Consider the following 19,943-nt stretch of genomic DNA (forward strand, 5'->3'; position numbering starts at 1 on the left):
CCTGTAAATTGTGGACTAACGCATCATTATTTATGTCTTTTTAGAGGAAATAGGTCGCCATCCCGGCAAAATACTTTGCCGTTGACGAGCCACAACCAGAGCATCATCACCGACATCCTTGGTAATCGTGGAACCCGCTGCAACTGTAACATCTGTTCCTAAGCGGATGGGGGCCACTAAAACACTGTTTGCACCTGTTTTCGTGCGATCGCCAATCTGAGTCGGATGTTTGTTAACCCCATCATAATTAGCGGTAATGGTCCCTGCACCAATATTGACCTGGGTTCCCAGGGTTGCATCTCCTAGGTAAGATAGGTGGGCCACGTTGGTGCGATCGCCAATAATTGTTTTTTTCATTTCCACAAAATTACCGACCCGACATTTTTCGCCAATGTGCACATTTCCGCGCAGATGCGTGTAGGGTCCAATTCTGGAGTTATCGCCGACTCGGCTATCTGAAATCACTGAATATAGCACCTGAACATTGGCACATATTCGGCTATTCTCGATCAAACTCCCAGGACCGATACGGCAACCGGTATCAATTTTGGTATCACCTCGTAGGTGAGTTTGGGGTTCGATAATAACATCAGTCCCTAATTCGACGGTTTCATCGATGGTAATGCTGTCTGGGTCTACGATAGTCACACCAGCAGCGAGCCAAGCATCCTTAATTCGATCTTGCAAAATGGTGTAGGCCGTAGCTAACTGTTTGCGATCGTTAATGCCTAGAATCTCTTGATAATCCTCCACATCTAGAACCATAACCGGATCCAGGTAATTCACGGCATCCGTCAGATAATATTCTTTCTGATCATTCTCTGCTTTGAGATCCGGTAAGACTTCTGCTAAAGCAGACCAGCGAAAACAGTAGACCCCTGCATTAATGCGTTGATTTTGGCGTTGGGCGGGGGTGCAGTCTCGATCTTCAATGATTTCTTGCAAATGCATTTGCGCATCACAAAAAACCCGCCCATAGCCCTTGGGATGAGGAAGCTGGGCCGTCAAAATGGTAGCTGCATTATGATGTTTTTGATGAGTTGCCAACATCTTTTCCAGAGTTTCGGGTCTGAGCAAAGGCACATCCCCATTGAGAACGAGCAGATCTCCGTCAAATCCTTGCAGGACAGGCAGCACTTGCTGGACAGCATGCCCCGTCCCCAACTGCTCAGTCTGTTCAACAAATTCCAAGTTGGGCCAGGATTGCATCTCGGCTCGCACCTGATCGGCGCAATACCCCACAATTACGATCTGACGAGACGGAGATAGATTTTGGGTACTGGTTAAGACTCGCTCGACCAGGCTTTTCCCTCCCAACTGATGGAGTACCTTGGGCAGGTTCGACTTCATGCGCGTGCCTTTTCCCGCTGCCAAAATTGCTACCGCGATCATGTCCTTGTCCTAGCGAGTCAACACCCACGGAGTATATCGTGCTTCCTGACCTTTTGAGTTAAGTAGAAGTGTTATATCGACTGAGTTCACGACCAATATCCTGTAGTTCCTCAGCACCAATTTCACAAATCTCAGCAATCTGAGTTGGGATTAAACCAGCTTCTATAGATAGAGCTAAATTTGCACATAAATCTCTCAATTGAGCCAAACGATTAGTTGCTTCTCCTAACTGTCTGGGACTATGTTTCGGCATTACTGTTTATTCTCCAAAGTGGTGGGTGATTCTGAAAATTGCCCTCGCCAAAGGGATAAGTGATTACTCTGAAGGGAATCACAACATTCATCCATTGCGGTTGATACAAGCTGTATGTCCGTTCGTTCACTAATAGGCAAAAAAAATTCCTCCATTTATCAGGGGGATCTTCAATATCCCTTGCTGCTGCCTAGGCACTCTACCCCGGGTTAAACCCATGGAATGGGTTCAGCAAAAAATACTCCCATGCAAAGTTCCAAAACTTGGTTGACCTGTTTCTCCATACTGATATTTCCAAAAGCTTCTCGATCAATCACAGCTCTACTAACCAACCCCAAAGCAACACTGATCAGCGCTTCATCAGCAATTTGGCGGACAGGATAGTCCCGGCGCAAATTTTGTAGTAGCTCCAGCATCTTCACGTAAGCGGTTGAAAACTGATCGGTCGTGTAGTCAAATTGACCTTTGATCAATCTTTCTTGCTGATTTCTAACAAACCGAAACGTATACTCCTTAGGATGGTTAAATCCCCATCGGATAAACCCTCTCGTAACGGCAGTTAGAATTTCCAGCGAGTCAGAACCTGCATTTTCATAATCAATTAAAATTTGATGCTCTGTTTGCTTGAATATCTGGATAGAGAGCGCATCAGCAACAGCTTTTTTATTTGTAAAGTGTGCATAGAGACTGGCCTTGGATCGGAATCCTGCGGCTTTTCGCAAGTCTTCAATAGACGTCTCTTCGTAGCCTTGATGAGTAAATAACTCAAGGGCAGCATCTAAAATAGCTTGCTTGCCGTCTCGACGAGTAAAACATTTAGATTGGTTACTTTTCAAAGGTTATCATTTTAACTTTTTCTGGTTTTTAGTGAACGTACGTTCGTCAACATTCTAAGCAAGCCCATAATCGAGTGGCCTTATCTTGTAGCAAAAGTTTAAACATCTGACAGAGGTTAACCGTTTAGCCCTGCTGTGCAATTTTCCCTCAGAACCCTTTATAATCCGATCGCCTTGTGTTCCCCTGAATATCCTCATGCGTACTCCCCTAAGCTGGTCTGAATTAGCTGACCGTACCGACTTCCATTTGGATCCTGTGAATGGTCCAACCAATTCCCAATCCCGCCTGCGCCTGTTTGGGCAATCCGAAGACAACGTACGGGTAACGCTATTCCGCGATAACCATGCCTGGTGTCCCTACTGTCAAAAGGTGTGGCTATGGCTAGAAGAGAAGCAGATCCCCTATCGAATCGAGAAAGTGACGATGTTTTGTTATGGGGAAAAAGAGCGGTGGTATAAGCGCATTGTTCCTTCCGGGATGCTGCCCGCCCTTGAGCTAGATGGCCGGGTGATTACAGAAAGCGATGATATTTTATTCGCTCTAGAGCAAGCGTTTGGCCCCTTGGGCAAAGGCATGAAAGATCCGACAGTCATTTCTTTACGCCAACTGGAACGACTACTGTTTCGAGCTTGGTGTACTTGGTTATGCTATCCCTCTCGCCCTCGACAAGATCAGCAAAATCGAGAGCAGTTTATCAGCGTGGTGGACAAGGTGGAAGATACCCTAAGTCAAACCCCTGGACCTTATTTCCTGGAAGACTTTGGTACCGCAGACGTCATTTTTACCCCCTATGTGGAGCGCATGAACGCCAGCCTCTACTACTACAAAGGCTACTCCTTGCGAGAAGAGAATCCTCGGTTCTCGGATTGGTTTGATGCCATGGAAAGTCGGCCCACCTACCGAGGCACTCAAAGCGACTTCCACACCCATGCCCATGACCTCCCTCCCCAAATGGGCGGTTGCTACAAGAACAACGATCCACAAACGCCCATCCATATGAATCGAGTGGATAATGGCCCGTGGGCGGAGTTACCGGATGTCACCTATCCTGAACCCGAAACCTCTCGGGCTGAAGCCTTACATCGGGTGGTCAAGCATCACGAAAATATCATTAAGGTCAATCCCACTCAGGACAAGTTATTTGATGAAGCCTTGCGCTGTGCGCTGACCCATTTGATCACGGGCGAGGTCTGCCCACCCCCACCGGGTTCTGATATTGGGTTGCGTTACTTGCGCGATCGCATCAGTGTTCCGCGCGATATGTCCATCTATGCGGCTAAGCGTCTTAAGGAATCTCTAGAGACAACCGCTGCACTCGTAGGCAACCGACAAGGCACGCCTATTCCAGTCCGTCACCGCCATGACCAAGATCCCGCCAACTTTGCCAAAGCATGATGCAGCTCATCTGATCCTGCAGGTTCAGACACGCTAATAGTGACTTAGCTAGCGGATAGAATATCCTGTTTTGAGAAGTCTCACTTCCAAGAATATTTAGCCAACATAGATAATTGATTCCTCATTCTGGCTTGCTATTAGGATTCCCCAAAGAGCGTAATAAATAGCAAGATACCGTATTTATACGGGCACTAAAAATATTTTTTCTACTCTTACATAAATCACAAAAGTATTTCTATACAAAGATTTCAGAGCTCATAAAATCAGAATGTAAGACAATATTTCTGTTAAATCATTCACTCAAGAAAACGAGTGCAAACTCCGTATCAATTCGGATCTCATTCTCTTGCTATCCCGGCTAGGGTGTAGCTAGGATGCAAGATTCTTATCGTCCTTGACATCGGCAGATGTCACTCGCATGTCGCCATTCGGCATTACTGTATTTGATACTCACTCCACTCATTCCTGATCATGTATCTAGTTCGCATTGGCAAAGTCCTCACCCAAAAAGGCCTGATTAGCAAGCACCAACTCCAACAAGCACTCAGGATCCAAAAGCAAACTGGACAAAAACTGGGAGAGACGCTTATTCAACAGGGGCTGATTTCTCGATCGCAGTTAAAGCAAGTGTTGTTCGAACAGCGATGTCGGAATTGGGTGGCTTGTTCTCTACTGACTCTCAGCACCTTAGGGCCAACATTTTCAATCATGCCGCCCACATCAGCCAACCATCAAAATGCGAGAAAACAAAAAAGCATTGTGGATGATGCCCTTGGAGGTGCCCAAACCAGTGCAGAGCCACTGCCCCAACAGCCCCCTTTGCAATCCTCTCTGGTGGCGACCCAGCCTCCTACCCTTGCTTCTCCATTAAGTGGCTTCTGTCATCCCCTAAACGGTAAAGGATATCTTTCCCAAGGAATTCGTGGTAAAACTCACCAAAACCGGATGGAGTATGCCTATGACATTGCCAGTTCAATGGGCACTCCTGTCTATGCAATGAAAGCTGGACGAGTCATTCGGCTACAAGATAAATTTCCTGACACGGGAGGCACGAGGGCGAATGCTGCTAAATTCAACTACGTTTGGATCGAACATGCAGATGGCTATCGTTCCGCCTATGCCCATTTACAACAGGGGTTCCGCAGTCGAGTCCAGCTCAAAGCTGGAGATTGGGTCAAGGCGGGACAACTGATAGGATATAGCGGAAATTCAGGATGGTCCTCAGGTCCCCATCTACACGTTGAAGTCCAAAAAGGAGGGAGTCGCGCAAAGTTTTCGCAAACTGTGCCGTTTCGAATTTCAGGATCCTGTGCCCAATTTGCCCGTAGAGCGAGCTAATCTTTTTCATTGAGTTAGTTATTTGAATCTCATTTCATCTATATTGAATGCTTGACTTCGGAGGACGCTATATATTTTTATTATCGGTATAAATTAATCGCTTCAATTTCACAAATCAAAGTCACCATTCAACATCCTCAATGTTACTTTTTTCAATTTTCTTTGTTACTTTTGTGCAATTTCTTTGCTATAGGTGTTCCCTTTTTAAAAACTTGAGATAAAATGCTCGCAAGGTTTTGAGGATACCTCAATGAATAAAGGTGAATTAGTAGATGCCATTGCCGATAAAACTGGAGTAACTAAAAAACAAGCTGATGTTACCCTCAGTGCTGCAGTTGATGTGATTATTGACGCAGTTAGCCATGGCGATAAAGTTACGCTAGTCGGCTTTGGCAGTTTTGAACCGCGCGATCGCAAAGCAAGAAATGGACGCAATCCCCAAACAGGCAAAAAGCTGAAAATACCCGCAACTCGGGTTCCAGCTTTCAGTGCCGGGAAGCTATTCAAAGAGAAAGTCGCCCATTAATTGACCCACTTTTTCTTATTTCATTTCTGAAGCAGCCCATTGAAACCTCTACTTTGTGGGTTTCTCATCGGGATAGTTCAGGTTGATTTGCTGCGATTTATTAATGATCGCCTCCGCAATCTGAGTATAGCTTTGGTGACTTGTCGATCACTCCTTCATTTACCATTTCTTAGGCATAGATTTTTCACGACTATGTCTATTCTTCGCGCTATTTCATTGGGGTCACGTCTAGATTCTAATTCTTCGGCCCCTAACTTGAATCCCCCCATCCTGTTAAGCCAGAGTTTGGATGAGAGGGAGTAAAAGCGTTACGAAATAGTAAACCAAGGGGGCTGTAAATACGTAGCTATCGGCTCGATCTAGAATGCCACCATGGCCTGGGATAAGCTGTCCAGAGTCTTTTACGCCTGCATCACGTTTCATCATCGACTCGGTTAGATCTCCCAACAGACTGGCAATCCCAATTAACAACCCCAGAGCGAGACCCAAGAAAACCCAGAACGGCCAAAGAAAGAACTTCGCCCCCAGCACCGCAACAGTCACACTTCCTAAGACGCCAAATACAGCCCCTTCAACCGTTTTTTTAGGGCTAATATTGGATAACCGCGTTTTACCGAAGAGGCGGCCAAAAGTATAGGCACCAATATCTGCTGCCCAAATACAGCCAAATGCCAAAAGCGTAATGGTCAGTCCCATGGGCAGTTGATTGAGGTTGGACCATTGCTCGGGCCAATATCCCCAAAGGGGCAAATTACTGGTTTCTAAAGAATCTAGCGATCGGACCCTAATCCAATAACTGGGCAAGTAACCACCATAAAATAAGCCCAGTATTGAGCTGGAGATATCGGATATTGTCGCTAACTTAGGCTGGAAGAGCAGATAAAAACAAATAAACGTCCCTGCTACGGGTAAGACGGCATCAGCCAACGCTACATTGATGGTAGCCGTAATCAAGAGTAACTGACTCACAATCATGGTGGTCTTTCCAGCAGGCCGATTTCCTTTTGCCCGCACGAGGTCAAAATACTCAACCTGAGCTAAGTACACGAGTATGCAAAAGCCAAGGGTAAAGTACCATCCACCCAACAAAATCATGCCCAACGCCAGAACGATGGCAATTATCCCACTAATGATTCGAGCCCAAGGCATATAAACAGGTTATTATTTCCCTCAAAGTTATTATCCTATGTTGATGCCTCTAGGCGGGTTGGCCTGGGCGAGAGGAGGATGCATTGAGGATAACAAAAAGCATCCGAACTGGCGATCTCATCGAAAAACAGAGTATTCTGAGGAACGGCTCTTTGCCAACGTTTATGCCTGATGAGGGGGTACTCTCACAGGCCAAGGTTAAGATTGGCGTGTATGGTGATTGTCTGCGGATTAGTTTCAATTCTTATGTTCAACGTCCATGATGCATCCCAAAGTAGTAACCCTACAGCCCAACGACATATTTGACGGAACCACTGGAATAACGTTTCGCCAAGATGTCACAGCAGCAATCGATGATGGGGCGGACATTATTTTAGTGGACTGTCAAGATATCAAGTTTATGGACAGTTCTGGGCTGGGCTCTTTAGTGCTTGCCCTTAAGGCAGTTCGGGCCACAAAAAGTCAGCTGGTGCTGTGTTCCCTAACCACTCAGGTGAAAACGCTATTTCATCTCACTGAAATTACTCAAATCTTTCAGATCTACGAGAATCGGCAGCATTTCGAGCAAAGCGAATTACTTAAGCTTTGAATCGGATGATTCAGGCTTTAACGAAACCTAACTTTAACCAAAAACAAGCTGTAGTAACGCCAAATCGTCTGTAAATCCCTGGTTGGTGCACTGTTGTATCTGCGCCAAAATATCATCAATTGAAGGGGAGGGTCGTTGGTGTAGGGTCCGCAGAATTTGGGAGAACCCCTCTAGACCTAACAACTCTTGATTGGGTTGATTCACTTCATAAATCCCATCACTAAAGATATAGAGGGTCTGATCAAGCCCAATCTTGCAGGTTTGGCTTTGATAGCTAAACTCTGTGAAGAGTCCCAGGGGTAATCCTGGGGTTTTTAGAGGTTGAACTGCATCCGTATTGGATACCAGTAAGGCAGGGGGGTGACCCGCACTGGCATAGACTAGTTCTTGACGGGAATGGTGGTATACCCCGTACCATATCGTTAAGTATTTTGGGGTCTCCGGACTGATGGTAAATCGATGGTTGAGGGCCTGTAACACTTCATGGGGCTGCTGATAGTTAATGCCTGGGAAGGCCTGCGATCTCAACATATTCAAAATCGATACGGAGGGAAGCGCCGCTCCCAAACCATGCCCGGAGACATCCAGTAAGTAGACGATCAACGTATCCGGGGTCAACCAATAATAATCAAAACAATCGCCACCCAATTGACGCGACGGAATAAATCGGGACTGAATTTGAATCGGAGACTGCAAAGGGGGCGGTAAAATTGATCGCACATATTGAGCCGCTTCAGCCAGTTCAGCTTCCAACATCTGCTTTTGTTCTCGCAAGTCGAGATTTAAACGATGTAGCCGAAGCCCTGCCCTTACCCGAGCTTGCAACTCGCTCATATCAATCGGTTTAGTCAAAAATTCATCTGCCCCCGCATTGAGACCAGCAATCCGATCATCCAAATCGGAGCGGGAGGTCAACAAGATAAAAAAGGTTGCGGATAGGTGTGCATTCGATTTTAATTGCTGACAGACCTCAATCCCATCCAGTAAAGGCATCATCCAATCACAAATAATCAAGGCAGGTTGAATCTCTTGGGCTGTTTCAAGTCCGTCTTGTCCATTAACTGCAACAGCGACTTGATAGCCTTGTTTTTCTAACGTGCGGCAGAGAAGCAGCCGGGTAATCGGATCATCATCGATGATCAGAATTTGCATCATAAAATTTCAGCAACGTAGGATTCAGGCTAGAGCGTGCCAGGTCAACCCATCCAAGATACAGGATTCACCCACTGCATTTATTTAGTGTAACAAGCGGAAAATGTCCCTTAATCAGGGGATCTTGGGAGCTTCGTTTCCTATAATTAGATCAAAGATGCCTATTTCTAGCGTGTGATTCGAATCGCCTTGGACCCATGGATGGAGGAATAGTCCCCCCCAAAACAGATGCCAACGCATTATCATCTCGACGTTGATACCGATCTGAATAATTTAGCCCAGGTTATGGACTGGTTTCAAAAGATTCATCCGTCTCAGATACCAGAACAGAAGTGGCTAGAATGTCAGATTGCCCTAGCAGAAGGATTCACAAATGCAGTTCGCCATGCCCATCAAGCCCTGCCTCAAGCAACCCCTATTCAAGTAGAGCTGGGGATTGAGTTGGATCGAATTGAAATTCGGATTTGGGATCAAGGTCCAATCTTTGATCTGCGGCAGTATTTGCAGAGCCATCCAGCGTTTCCTAGTCAGGAGGTCGATGGGGGACGGGGATTGTTGTTGATCCACCGGATAGCCGACCATCTTCAGTACCGCCGAGTCGATAATTGTCGCAATTGTTTATCAATTGTTAAGTTTTGGTCTCCAAATGACGATGTCAGCTAAGGCTACCTTATCCTGGGTTGCCCTAAGTATTGGTAATTCCCGGTTGCATTGGTTCTCTTTTCAAGGTCCTCATCTGAATAAAACTTGGGACACAGCTCACGTCTCCACAGCCACCCTTCCCGTCAACTGGCAAGAATGGCAACAGCTTTCACCTGCATTCGAAGATTGTCCTGCTGGCACAGATAGACCAGAGTTATGGATTATCTCGGTCGTTCCGTCTCAAACGCAGTTTTGGCAGACCTACCCGCAAGCAAAGGTCTTAACAGCAATTGATCTCCCCTTCCAGTTGCCCTATCCCACCTTTGGCCTCGATCGGGCATTATGCACTTGGACTGCAGGTCTATTGTATGGCTGGCCCATACTCGTCATTGATGCTGGAACTGCATTAACCTATACCGGGGCCATTTCTATCACCCAATGTTTAGGAGGGGCTATCTTACCGGGTTTGGGATTGCAATTGCAATCGCTACAAGCGACCTCAGCCCTCCCCTCCGTCTCCTTACCCAATCAATTGCCCGACCGATGGGCAATGGATACAAACACTGCTATTCAAAGTGGTATTGTCCACACGGTTATCTCTAGCCTGACGACTTATATTCACGATTGGCTATCCCAGTTTCCAACCAGCAAAGTGGTGATGACGGGGGGAGATGCCCCCATGCTCTACCGTTATCTGTGCAAACCTAGACCCCAAATCTATGAATTCTCTAACCACATCATTCTCAATCCCCTACTGCAGGGCTCAGGGCTACTGCATTTGCGCCAACACCATTTACACGAATCCCATTCCCTAGAAACAGCGTCTGACCAAACTAGCGGATGACGAGCGTCCCCTGGAGGTAGTCCGCTAACTGTTGCCTATGGTCATGGCTAAGGGACATATTGGCGGCATGATCGAGGTCAAATGACTTTACCTCGGAGATTTCATTCATGTCCTTAACCTGTAGATTACCTTGAACCTTAATTTCAAAGGTGAGGCAAACAGAGTGGAACCGTGGATCTCGATCGGGGGATGAGTAGACCCCCACTAACCGCCCCATCTGTTCCATCACGAGTCCAGTTTCTTCCTCCAGCTCTCGCTCAATCGCTTGTTGAATCGTTTCGCCCCAATCCATCATCCCTCCAGGGAGACTCCAACAGCCATTGTCTCGACGTTTGACAAGTATGATTTGCCCATCCTCAAGAATCGGGATTAGGCATATTCCTAATAGCGGATGCCGAAAGAGTAAGCCCAGCGCTGTCTGAGCCACATAAGCAAAACGTTTCATAACGAACATAACGAAAGATGTTATCTAGGGCAGACAATGAAGCCAAAAAAACTGGATGAATGGTCTGACACGGCAATTAACTTATCAAGGCAAATTTCAAAAATTATGCACACTCTGATAACAGTTCAGTGAGATAGTTCGCTTAACCCCTGATGGACTGTATTCTAGGTGCTTTAGCGCGAGTTTAGATCACTCAAGACATCTGACGCATGCTGGGCAGGTTTGACTTTGCGATAAATCTTCGCAAACTTCCCGTCAGGGTCGATCAAAAAAGTATGGCGATAGATCCCTTCATATTCTTTGCCCATAAACTTTTTAGGCCCATAGGCTTGATAAGCTTTGGCAACGCTCAAATCTAAATCTGACAGCAAAATAAAAGGAAGGCTTTGTTTATCAATAAATTTCTGATGGGATTTCCCATCATCGCCACTAATTCCGAGGATAACGACCTGCTTATCTTCATAGTGGGTATACAAATCGCGGAATCCGCAAGCCTCTTTCGTACAGCCTGGCGTATTATCTCGTGGGTAAAAGTAGAGAACCACCCATTGCCCTCGGAAACCTTGCAAGTCAACCTGCTTTCCGTTCGCGTCTGGCAGGATAAAGCCGGGTGCATCTTCGCCAACTTCTAACGTCATAGTCTGTAAAGGTAAAGGATCAATCGATACAATGAAGCGGTAAAAATCTGGGTCACTTTTTAAGGGTCTAGTGACATTATTTGGGCGGAATCTCTCTAGAATTATGCCCTAAGATGCTCGTCTTCAGAAGTGTTGATGCAAACAATCACGTATTACCCAGCGCTATCCTGCCATTAGGGTCGAGCTAAGCGATGGAGGACTCCGGGCAACGCTAGGATAAAGATATCCCTCTCCTGTGATTCTCAACTATGACCTTTTTCCGTCAAACCATTGCTCCATTCTTAATCGTATTGATTTTTGTTGTCGCTCTAGTCGCGGTCAGTGCCAGAATTTTTCTACCCGAGGATATGGCTCAACCTGCACCCGTAGAGGAGATTAGTTCGTCCCCCGCAGTGGTCATAAGCGAGTAGCATTTCTGCTTGGTCCTGTTTTTTGTCTGAAGAATCACCCTTGAGTGAAGTCTTATTACCTGGATTTGGGTTCCGTTTGGGCGCAGGTTCTGAACGATATATATTGCTGCAATTTATGCAATATACGTTTGAAGAACTCTACCCAGGCAACAACTATCATCATCTTCAGGAAATCATTGATCAGTATTGGTCAGACCAAACCCCTTTTTGGCTAGTGTCTCCTCAATCGGATAACCAACATTTTGTGGGTTGCTTGTGGCTTGGAACGGCCATCGACCAGGTGACGGGAGAGGCTTACACCCATCTATTTGTTGTTTACGTCACGCCAAAATATCGGAGGCAAGGATTAGGAACCGCCCTATTAAGGCGAGCAGAACAGTGGGCGGTACAACAAGGGAATCCACAAATTGGTTTACAGGTCTTTGCCCATGCCCAGGCGGCGAGGTCTCTATACGAAAAACTGGGGTATGCCCCCAGAGCCCTCTTGCTGATGAAGTCTGTTAAACAGCCAGAGCGTGACGGAATGTTATGAGTTGTCCTCTTAGCAGCAGGCCGGTTATGTTCGAATCCAGGAATGCTATGCATAAACAACAGAGCAAGCTTGTAACCTTAGTTCGGAATAAGCTAAAACCCTTATTCTTGCGTTAGCTGAAACCTGCATTCTTTCGTAGAAGAGTCTCAAAAATGGGCTTAACCCGAACTGGGGTTAACCTGGATTATTGCAGCAGGAAGAAGTGGCACAAACGCTGGCTCAAATTGCGCCCATCGGATTGGTCAACAACGTCTCGTCACCATTGATCGGCTGGTAACCAAGAACACGATTGAAGAGAACATCGTTGATCTGCATCGGCATAAGCGGGATTTAGCCGATAGTTTGTTAGAGGGTGCCGATATGAGCGGCAAGATATCCACCGATGAACTGCTGCAACTCATTCAAAACGGTTAATATTTTTCTACTCGCCCGATTTAATCGATCAAAAAGCCGATTTTTACACCGCTTTTTTGTTGAAATAATATAAATCAATAAAAATATTTCTTACATTTGTTAATTTTTAAGCGTGATCCCCATCACTGAACGGCCTTTATGGGGAAAACTAGGGTGGTTATGGTATGCCAAGCATTTTTCTCAAGAGAAACATCGCTTCTTGCCTCTGTCATAGCCTTCGTTAAAAGATGTTTTGCCAGGCTATCCCCCTTATTTTGGAGGTTGTGTTTATCAAATATTTCCTGTTTAGAGTCTTGAACTGTAGGTGCCCTCTATGATTACGGTAGGGCAGGAGATTGATAAGCCAGGAAATAACGATTGCACTTCGAATCGCTCAAAAGCTCCTAAACTCAGCTTTTGGCAACTCTGGAACATGAGTTTTGGCTTTTTTGGTATTCAGTTTGGCTGGGGCCTGCAAATGGCCAACACCAGCAGTATTTTTGAACATTTAGGAGCTCGGGTCCATCAACTTCCTTTGCTCTGGTTAGCCGCCCCTCTAACCGGGCTCATCGTACAACCCGTTATTGGGTACTTAAGTGACCATACCTGGGGACCGCTGGGGCGGCGGCGGCCTTATTTCCTGGCAGGTGCGATCGCAGGGTCCGTAGCACTAATTTTGATGCCGAATGCTCCCAGTCTATGGATGGCAGTGGGATTGTTGTGGATTTTGGATACCTCGGCCAATATCAGCATGACGCCATTTCGATCCTTTGTGGGAGATTTGCTGCCAGAGAAGCAGCGCACCTTAGGCTTTACGATTCAAGGTATCTTTCACGGTTTAGCCGGGGTGATTGCTTCGGCTTTACCCTGGTTATTGCACCATGGATTTGGCGTGATTGAATCCCAAGAGAATTACCATACGGTGCCGATGGCCGTTAAACTCTCCTTCTATATCGGCGCTTTGATCTTTTTAGGATCAGTGGTGTGGACCGTTGTCACGACGACGGAACCCCCACCCATAGAATTTGACTCAGCCTATCCCCAAACGCCTCAGACCGATGCCAAAGGTATGGTATCGGATATTGGTATTGCCCTACGAGAAATGCCCGCAACGATGCGCCAGTTGGCTTGGGTGCAGTTCTGTAGCTGGTTTGGGATGTTTTGTGTATTTTTGTATTTCCCACCTGCGATCGCACATAATATTTTCGGGGCGACCTCAGAAGGCACCTTACTCTACACCACAGGGATTGAATGGGCAGGGCTGTGTATTGCCCTATATAACGCAGTCTGTTGTATCTTTTCCTTTGTCCTGCCTAAACTAACTCAGCACATCAGTTTGAAAGTCACCCATTCCCTCTGCCTGATTTGTGGAGCCATAGGCTTATGCTCCCTCCTGTTGATTCACAATCAATATGCACTCTTACTGCCGATGGTGGGTGTGGGGATAGCATGGGCCAGTATGTTGTCTCTCCCCTATGCCATGTTGATTAATGTGCTACCAGTAAGCAAGAGCGGTCTCTACATGGGCATCTTTAACTTTTTTATTGTCCTACCAGAAATTGTGGCATCCCTGAGCTTGGGGTGGATGATGAACCATCTATTTGCAGATAATCGGTTGATTGCTGTTGTCATGGGGGGTGTTTTTATGCTGGGGGCCGCACTTTTGACCCAGCGAGTCCAAAACAGTTCAGACATTGAGCCTCTAAATCATGACTATGCTCCTGCTGAACAGCTCGTCAGCACCCATTAGTAAAATTTGCTGCTCAACACATCGCTTTTATCCGCAACATTGAATCGCACCACATGACTGATTGCGTTGTCAGAATTATATTTACTGATCGATTAGTCTATCTAGCTACAGTTCATTGTGCAGAATCTGCCTATGATGCCTGTCATAGCAATTCCAAATCTTAGGAGGCGCAGCGTCATGACAGAAGCATTGCTCCCAAGTGGCATCATTGCCTTTTTGATAGCCACCCTTGGCATTGGCCTGTACGCCTCTAAGCAGATTAAAGGAGACAGTGTCAATTTCTTAGTCGCAGGGCGTGGATTAACATTGCCTTTGGCTGCAGCCACCCTGATGGCCCAATCCGTCGACTCCAACGCCACCCTTGGCAATACTGACTTGGCCGCTGAGTTCGGTTTTTGGGCAGGGGCCGCCCTACCATTAGGATTGGCATTGTGCTTATTCTTGACAGCCCTTTTCTTTGCTAAACCGATGAACCGCATGGGTCTAATTACTCTACCGGACTTTTATCGTGTTAAGTATGGCCGCACAACAGAATGGGTAGCAGCAGTACTAATGGTGATTAGCTTCTCATTTCTACTAGCTGGGAATTTAGTGGCAGGCGGTTATCTCTTCCAAACCTTTCTGGGCACATCCTATACCCTCGGGGTTCTGTTGCTAGCAGGGATTGTTCTTATCTACACCGCCAGTGGTGGATTGTTTGCGGTTGCCTACACCGATGCTATTCAAGTATTTATTGCCTTGATTGGTTCACTTTGCTTATTTGGCTTTATTGGCTCGACTTTTGGTTTGGATATTCCGGCTGGAACTGGCCCATTAGCGATGGCACAGATGACCGATCCAGGTTCTGGTGCCCTTGTGAATTGGGCCACCTTACTCGCATTGGGTTTAGGAGATATCGTTGCCATTGACTTTATGGCCAGGATTTTTTCAGCTGAAAGTCCAGAAACAGCCCAAAGAGCCTGTTTAATCGGCTCGTTCGGAACCGTGATTATTGGAGTCCCTTTTTCAATCATTGCGCTTTCAGCCCCTAGTATTTTGCAGCAAGCTGGTGTGACGGCTGAAGGACCTGTTCTCTATGCGTTATTGCAGAATGTTGTACCGCCAATCTTAGCATTGTTGGTAATTGTGGCGATTCTCTCCGCCTCATTATCTACCGCAGATGGAGCCATATTAGGCACCTCATCAGTCATTGCTCACAATATTCTAGGCATTCGTCATGGTAGCCACAATGCAGGAGGCGATCGATTATTGGCCCTCACTCGTTTAATGGCCGTATTCATTACGGTAATGGGGGTGTTTTTTGCCTTAAGAGTTCCGCAAACAGGGGTTCTACTTCTTTTGGCATTTGATTTAGGGTTCGCTGGGCTCTTGGTTCCTTTGGCGGGTGGTTTGTTTTATCCTAAATCGACTCGTGAGGGTGCTTTGGCTTGCATTATTGTTGGCTCACTCATGCGATTGGTGCTATTTGCTTTAATGCCAGTTACATTTGGCATCGAAAATACGCTGTTGTATATTCCCAATAACTGGTTTAAGGCTGACTTTGACGGCATTCCAACGCTGATAAGTCCGTTAGTTGGTTTAATTTTGTTTTTGGTTGTTTCAAAGCTGACCTATAAGCCAGCTCGCATTACGGAAGAGTCCGTTCGAAAAGCACTTCAGAATGTGTGAGCTTACGCTTTGGGAGTTAGACCCTACAATAGCTCTAGCATGAGAATAATGCCTAGATGACACCCTTCCTGATGTCATTCCTTTGTCGCCCCCATAGGCTGCCTCGACCTGCAATACCAGAATGATTCGCTTGACATTCACTTCTTCTCTATCTAAGAGAGAAATGGGCATCCTAACCCTAACGAAGTAAGCTGCTTTAGTAGTCCTGGTTAGTTGTGCCTTATTCTAAATCTTTACTATCCATTGTCACGTTGATCAGCATCCCGTTAATAAGTGCGTGCAATGAAATTACCCAAATTCAAACACAAAATAAGTATCTCAATGCAACCCTAAAGCCTGGAGTTGGCTTTGGCGATATTAGCCTTCGTTCTACTTCGCTGAGAGAAATTACTGCCCAGTTGGGGCGGAACTATAAACGAAAAGTTCTTGGGTTTACTGAATCGAAATGTGTAAACGGAGTTTGCACCTCTAGCCGCCTGGAACTCATCACCATTAACTATAAATCCCAAGGGTTTCAATTTTTGTTTGAACAAAGGGTTAATCAATTGCAACGAGAAGGAGCTTTACCGTTAAAAGAGATACAGGTGAATTGCATCAAAGATAGTTGCCCCTATAAGGGTAAGACAGAACAGGGAATCGGGTTAGGGGATACACGCAAACAAATCAAAGAAGCTTACGGCAACCCCAAGCGCTCACCAACTAATACCTGGCAGTGGTCATATCCTAAAATGGGTATTTCCTTTGAAATTGACAAGAAGTATCAAGATCCAGTACGAGATAGTGATCGCATCAAGACCATCGTTATTTCCAAGGACTTGCGGTGACTGGCTCGCAGCTTCAACTCAATCAGGGCAGAAAGATAGAACTGGCTACCTATTCAGTTTCTGTCCAGCTTGAAGATCACCTCTTACTTAACGATTGCAGGCTCAGACTTAGGTTGAGGTTTGAGGACTTGCTCCACACGGGCTTGCCCCAGGGAGTAGGTAACTGCGTAGCTCCGAGCTAATAAGCTGAGCCAGAGTTGGGGAAAACGTTCCTCCAGTAAGGGCTGTAGCCAACGGACTAGTTGGGGAAACCATGACCGCAGTAGTGCATTGCCAAAAGCATCTACGGTAAAACTCCAATAGCTACCCAGCCAACGGAGTAAGTCTTTGGCACCCACCACGATCCAAATCCACAGAAGTAAGGCGGGGTTGGTAAAGGCAGCTTTGAGGGCCATACGATTGAGGGGTAGCCAGCCAAACCGATCTTTAATAAAAGCTTCTGTTACCTCGGGATCTTCTTCTTCCAAGATGCCAAAGAAGGTGTTAAGCATGGCATTGACACGCTCAGGGGGCAAATGTTTACCCGTGGGTACCATCATCCCGCGGGAAAATAGCCAAGTCACGGCAACGTTGCTTTGATAGGCCCGAATTTGGTTGAGATGTTTGGCTTTTAGCAAATCATGCTTGAGGGCGGTATCGAGTAAATCCGTTAACCGAGGGAGGTTACGGACTAAGGAGCCAAATCCCGTGAAAATGAGTGGCGATTGCAAGGAGGCCGAGTCTCCGATCGCAATCAGTCGATCAAAGGCAATGGTGCGATCGCAACTATCCAAACTAAAGTGCCCCGGGATATAGCCAAACGTCGGCTTAATCCAAGTCAAATCCTCTAAATCACAGCGGCGATACTCCGGCAAAATCGAAAAAAAGTCTTCATACATCTCCAGCAGAGAGCCGGGATTGTCGGGATGAACCTGATGGTAATGGAACAGGTAGAACGTTAGCTCATCCCCTTTACCGGGGAATAGCTCCCAAATGAGCTGCCGCCCTCGCGAGATATCGCCGTGGCTATTGAGGACATCGCCGTATCGCGCATCCCAAACCTCACGATCTAAACCAGAAATGACCGCTCCGACCGTGGGACAGACGCTATCAAAGGACCGCCCGCCATTTAGTTGCCAGGCGATGGGAGAGGCTGTTCCCATGGCATCTACCAACAAGCGTCCTGTGGCCGTCTTTTCCGCGCCACTGGGCAGATGAACAACCTGAACACAAGCCGCAGTCTCACCAATATCCACGCGCTGGAATTCAGTTTGATCCCAAATTTCACCACCAGCTTGCCTGAGCTTTTCACCACACAACCGCAGCAATCGTTCGGAATCAATGGCAATATTGAGGACCGTCGGTGTTCTCAATACAGGAGCTTGGCAACGAGATGGATTATTGGCATCAAAGAATTTGTGAAACCCATCAACATATTCAGAGGCGATCAAACTTTCAAATTCGGCAGGGGTGAACAGCCCCAAATCAATCAGATTGGCAAACTCACTGCGAGAAATATTCCATTCCCGATTCATCCGACCGAAGGGCAGTCGCTCAATCAAGAGAACCCGATAGCCTAGGCGAGCCATCACCGCTGCATGAATCACCCCAAGGGCACCGCCTAAATAGACCAAATCATACTCAGGCGCATCCGATACGACTTGGGAAAACACCACTTCTTTCGGTTGTTTTGGATTGCGAACTCCGTCGCGCCAGCGTTGCTCCCACCAGTAAGCTCGGGTGAGATCATACTCGCCATTGGGAAACCGCTGAAAGTATTGGACGGTGCGGGGATAATCCTTTGCCAGAGCTGCAAAGATTGACGCTTGCTCTAAATCGATGGTGGGAGGCTTGGGATAGTAATAGGGGAAGTGAGTTCTTAACGACTGCTCTAGGGCTTTAACCAGCTTCTTTTCCTGGGGAACCGGAGCAGAACCCCAGCGAAAGACCTTCAGATAAGTGGTGCGTTGCAAAGACCATACAAAAATAGCTAATTCGCTAGGCTGCCCAGGAAATTGCAATCGGCAACCGGAGGGCGTCGATACCTTTTGGCCTGCAGGGGAAATATATGAAGATTGCAACCAATGTCTAACAGCGTCAGTGTTCGGTGTGGGGATTTCTAAATAGGAAAGTTCTTGCATACCCTGTTGTATCGGAGAGAAATGGTTTATCGGCAATAAACCTTATGTGCGACTGCGCTGTGGATTGATGCTTGAGAACAAGGACATCGGTTGTTCTTTTTTACGGTCGAATAGTCAGAACCACGAGATATTGACGCTAGGCTTAGTAAACAGCACAGCTAACCACACCATAAGCTAATTTTGACCCTTGGCGTACGTTACTTATTTCGCTTTTGCAAAATGAATTATGATAAATAGAATATAAAGATTTATTAAGTTCTATGCAAGCCTTATCCAATCTTTTTGAGCTTCCTCTGGCTGAACCCGCTGCCAAATTTACCTATGAGACGATACAAAAAGGTAAAAATGCCTTCGGTGCTGCCCATCGCCAGGTCCTGGCAAATATCAAAAATGCATTCTATCCCGGCTTAGGTAAAGTTGATTCGTTGGATGATGAAACACTTTCATACGTCCAAAATCGCCAAGCCGACTTGATGGAAAAAGATTGGCAAGATGCTCAGTTAGGGGTCTATCCTATCAGCTTGTTGTTTGATAATCCTTGGGAAGAGTTTTTCCGTCTTTACCCTCAAATTTGGTTGGATGCTCCTCAAACTTGGGCTCGAGCAGATCAAAAAAATTACCAAGACTTTGCTCCTGGAATTGATGTTGATAGCTACCCCCAGTACTATATCCAGAATTTTCACTATCAAACCAATGGCTATTTGAGTGAAACATCTGCTGAAATTTATGACTTACAGTTGAACTTCTATTTGGTGGTACGGCTGATGCCATGCGTCGTCGGATCCTGGCTCCTCTTAAAACAGGATTGGCTGCATTCTCCGCCATCTCTGCCAGCCAAATTCGGATTCTGGATGTTCCCTGTGGTGCCGGACGGACATTAAGGCAATTACGGGGAGCATTTCCTAACACTGCTTTGTACGGCGTCGATTTGTCCAAGACCTATCTCCAAAAGCTTTGGGGATGACAAGGTACTTCAAATCTAGAGTCAGCAGTAGATAGGGCAGTGTGATTTCAAAGAAAATAGGGTGGCCGAAACGACTACCCTA

20 protein-coding genes are annotated in these 19,943 nt (G+C 46.5%); 12 read left to right on the forward strand and 8 right to left on the reverse strand.

Translation table 11 applies throughout. The features are described 5' to 3' along the window. Nucleotides 1-30: 30 nt before the first annotated feature. The 3 genes from glmU to Q0991_RS04835 all read right to left on the reverse strand — a co-directional run bounded on the left by glmU (nucleotide 31) and on the right by Q0991_RS04835 (nucleotide 2,481). Nucleotides 31-1,392: a bifunctional UDP-N-acetylglucosamine diphosphorylase/glucosamine-1-phosphate N-acetyltransferase GlmU gene (gene glmU / locus Q0991_RS04825; RefSeq protein ID WP_299486007.1), complete on the reverse strand. Its 1,362-nt coding sequence runs from the start codon at nucleotides 1,390-1,392 to the stop codon at nucleotides 31-33. Nucleotides 1,393-1,450: 58 nt separating this feature from the next. After that, a complete protein-coding gene (locus tag Q0991_RS04830; protein WP_299486009.1) occupies nucleotides 1,451-1,645 on the reverse strand; it encodes a hypothetical protein in 195 nt (64 codons plus the stop codon). 209 nt (nucleotides 1,646-1,854) lie between these two features. Next, entirely contained in the window at nucleotides 1,855-2,481 is a 627-nt protein-coding gene (locus Q0991_RS04835) for a TetR/AcrR family transcriptional regulator (protein ID WP_299486010.1), read from the reverse strand. 196 nt (nucleotides 2,482-2,677) lie between these two features. Here Q0991_RS04835 and Q0991_RS04840 point away from each other — a divergent pair, with 196 nt between their 5' ends. The 3 genes from Q0991_RS04840 (at nucleotide 2,678) to Q0991_RS04850 (ending at nucleotide 5,741) form a co-directional block, all read left to right on the forward strand. Continuing rightward, the gene (locus tag Q0991_RS04840; protein WP_299486012.1) at nucleotides 2,678-3,877 is read left to right on the forward strand and encodes a glutathione S-transferase family protein; all 1,200 of its coding nucleotides are present in this window, start codon (nucleotides 2,678-2,680) and stop codon (nucleotides 3,875-3,877) included. Nucleotides 3,878-4,348: 471 nt separating this feature from the next. Continuing rightward, nucleotides 4,349-5,215 carry a M23 family metallopeptidase gene (locus tag Q0991_RS04845; protein WP_299486013.1) on the forward strand — a complete coding sequence of 289 codons (867 nt, stop codon included), beginning with the start codon at nucleotides 4,349-4,351 and terminating at the stop codon, nucleotides 5,213-5,215. A gap of 250 nt (nucleotides 5,216-5,465) precedes the next feature. Further along, the gene (locus Q0991_RS04850; protein WP_299486014.1) at nucleotides 5,466-5,741 is read left to right on the forward strand and encodes an HU family DNA-binding protein; all 276 of its coding nucleotides are present in this window, start codon (nucleotides 5,466-5,468) and stop codon (nucleotides 5,739-5,741) included. 273 nt (nucleotides 5,742-6,014) lie between these two features. On the opposite strand, the gene Q0991_RS04855 is transcribed toward Q0991_RS04850, so the two are convergent. Then, nucleotides 6,015-6,890 carry a phosphatidate cytidylyltransferase gene (locus Q0991_RS04855; RefSeq protein WP_299486016.1) on the reverse strand — a complete coding sequence of 292 codons (876 nt, stop codon included), beginning with the start codon at nucleotides 6,888-6,890 and terminating at the stop codon, nucleotides 6,015-6,017. A gap of 259 nt (nucleotides 6,891-7,149) precedes the next feature. On the opposite strand from Q0991_RS04855, the gene Q0991_RS04860 reads away from it, so the two are divergent. After that, a complete protein-coding gene (locus tag Q0991_RS04860; protein WP_299486018.1) occupies nucleotides 7,150-7,479 on the forward strand; it encodes an STAS domain-containing protein in 330 nt (109 codons plus the stop codon). Between the two features lie 33 nt (nucleotides 7,480-7,512). Here Q0991_RS04860 and Q0991_RS04865 read toward each other — a convergent pair whose 3' ends face one another. Next, complete coding sequence (locus Q0991_RS04865; RefSeq protein ID WP_299486020.1) at nucleotides 7,513-8,634, reverse strand: SpoIIE family protein phosphatase; 1,122 nt, start codon at nucleotides 8,632-8,634, stop codon at nucleotides 7,513-7,515. A 225-nt stretch (nucleotides 8,635-8,859) separates the two neighbouring features. On the opposite strand from Q0991_RS04865, the gene Q0991_RS04870 reads away from it, so the two are divergent. Together Q0991_RS04870 and Q0991_RS04875 are read left to right on the forward strand one after the other, a co-directional pair. Beyond that, nucleotides 8,860-9,294 carry an anti-sigma regulatory factor gene (locus Q0991_RS04870; protein ID WP_299486022.1) on the forward strand — a complete coding sequence of 145 codons (435 nt, stop codon included), beginning with the start codon at nucleotides 8,860-8,862 and terminating at the stop codon, nucleotides 9,292-9,294. Then, nucleotides 9,284-10,117 carry a pantothenate kinase gene (locus Q0991_RS04875; protein ID WP_299486024.1) on the forward strand — a complete coding sequence of 278 codons (834 nt, stop codon included), beginning with the start codon at nucleotides 9,284-9,286 and terminating at the stop codon, nucleotides 10,115-10,117. The genes Q0991_RS04870 and Q0991_RS04875 overlap by 11 nt, the downstream gene beginning before the upstream one ends. Here Q0991_RS04875 and Q0991_RS04880 read toward each other — a convergent pair. Beyond that, nucleotides 10,107-10,562, reverse strand: a complete 456-nt coding sequence (locus Q0991_RS04880; protein ID WP_299486026.1) for an NUDIX hydrolase — start codon at nucleotides 10,560-10,562, stop codon at nucleotides 10,107-10,109. The two genes, Q0991_RS04875 and Q0991_RS04880, sit on opposite strands and share 11 nt — an antisense overlap. A gap of 173 nt (nucleotides 10,563-10,735) precedes the next feature. Continuing rightward, nucleotides 10,736-11,200 (reverse strand): thioredoxin-dependent thiol peroxidase, encoded by a 465-nt coding sequence (gene bcp, locus Q0991_RS04885; protein WP_299486028.1) that lies wholly within the window; start codon nucleotides 11,198-11,200, stop codon nucleotides 10,736-10,738. Nucleotides 11,201-11,448: 248 nt separating this feature from the next. Between bcp and Q0991_RS04890 the strand changes: the two genes are divergently transcribed. The 5 genes from Q0991_RS04890 to Q0991_RS04910 all read left to right on the forward strand — a co-directional run bounded on the left by Q0991_RS04890 (nucleotide 11,449) and on the right by Q0991_RS04910 (nucleotide 16,777). After that, entirely contained in the window at nucleotides 11,449-11,610 is a 162-nt protein-coding gene (locus Q0991_RS04890; protein ID WP_299486030.1) for a hypothetical protein, read from the forward strand. A 40-nt stretch (nucleotides 11,611-11,650) separates the two neighbouring features. Further along, nucleotides 11,651-12,142, forward strand: a complete 492-nt coding sequence (locus Q0991_RS04895) for a GNAT family N-acetyltransferase (protein ID WP_299486031.1) — start codon at nucleotides 11,651-11,653, stop codon at nucleotides 12,140-12,142. 727 nt (nucleotides 12,143-12,869) lie between these two features. Continuing rightward, the gene (locus tag Q0991_RS04900; protein ID WP_299486032.1) at nucleotides 12,870-14,285 is read left to right on the forward strand and encodes an MFS transporter; all 1,416 of its coding nucleotides are present in this window, start codon (nucleotides 12,870-12,872) and stop codon (nucleotides 14,283-14,285) included. Nucleotides 14,286-14,462: 177 nt separating this feature from the next. Further along, a complete protein-coding gene (locus Q0991_RS04905; protein ID WP_299486034.1) occupies nucleotides 14,463-15,953 on the forward strand; it encodes a sodium:solute symporter family protein in 1,491 nt (496 codons plus the stop codon). Between the two features lie 215 nt (nucleotides 15,954-16,168). Next, a complete protein-coding gene (locus Q0991_RS04910; RefSeq protein WP_299486036.1) occupies nucleotides 16,169-16,777 on the forward strand; it encodes a hypothetical protein in 609 nt (202 codons plus the stop codon). A gap of 83 nt (nucleotides 16,778-16,860) precedes the next feature. Here Q0991_RS04910 and Q0991_RS04915 read toward each other — a convergent pair whose 3' ends face one another. Then, nucleotides 16,861-18,897 (reverse strand): flavin-dependent dehydrogenase, encoded by a 2,037-nt coding sequence (locus Q0991_RS04915; RefSeq protein WP_299486038.1) that lies wholly within the window; start codon nucleotides 18,895-18,897, stop codon nucleotides 16,861-16,863. 260 nt (nucleotides 18,898-19,157) lie between these two features. Between Q0991_RS04915 and Q0991_RS04920 the strand changes: the two genes are divergently transcribed. Then, a complete protein-coding gene (locus Q0991_RS04920; protein WP_299486039.1) occupies nucleotides 19,158-19,778 on the forward strand; it encodes a hypothetical protein in 621 nt (206 codons plus the stop codon). Nucleotides 19,779-19,943: the final 165 nt, after the last annotated feature.

It is taken from the genome of Acaryochloris sp. IP29b_bin.137, from assembly GCF_028285745.1.
Classification (GTDB): Bacteria; Cyanobacteriota; Cyanobacteriia; order Thermosynechococcales; family Thermosynechococcaceae; genus Acaryochloris.